The 249-nt window shown below is 72.3% G+C and carries 1 protein-coding gene; it reads right to left on the bottom strand.

The genetic code is table 11. The annotated features are described in order from the left end of the window. A partial coding sequence (locus SB773_RS33705; protein ID WP_410594825.1) for a hypothetical protein occupies positions 1 to 249 on the bottom strand: 249 nt, incomplete at both ends.

The following is a 249-nucleotide window of genomic DNA, read 5'->3' on the forward strand; positions in this document are numbered from 1 at the left end:
CTCGTGGCCGGGTGAGACCACCATGCGCTCGGAGGCACCGAAGTTCGGGCCCTGCACGCGTGGCATGTCGCGGTCGCCGGGCAGTTGCTCGGCAGGCATGCACAGCGCGGGGCGGGCTAAGGCCGGCAAGGCGCGCGAGATGGGATGGCAGATGGCGGTGGTGTTGCGCGCGCCCCAGGTCCAGTCAGCCGGATCCTGGGATTCGTCGCTGAGCTCGCGCTCGACCTGGCGCGCGGCGTCGGCGAGCAG

It is taken from the genome of Bacillus sp. SIMBA_074, assembly GCF_046534555.1.
Classification (GTDB): domain Bacteria; phylum Bacillota; class Bacilli; order Bacillales; family Bacillaceae_G; genus Bacillus_A; species Bacillus_A mycoides.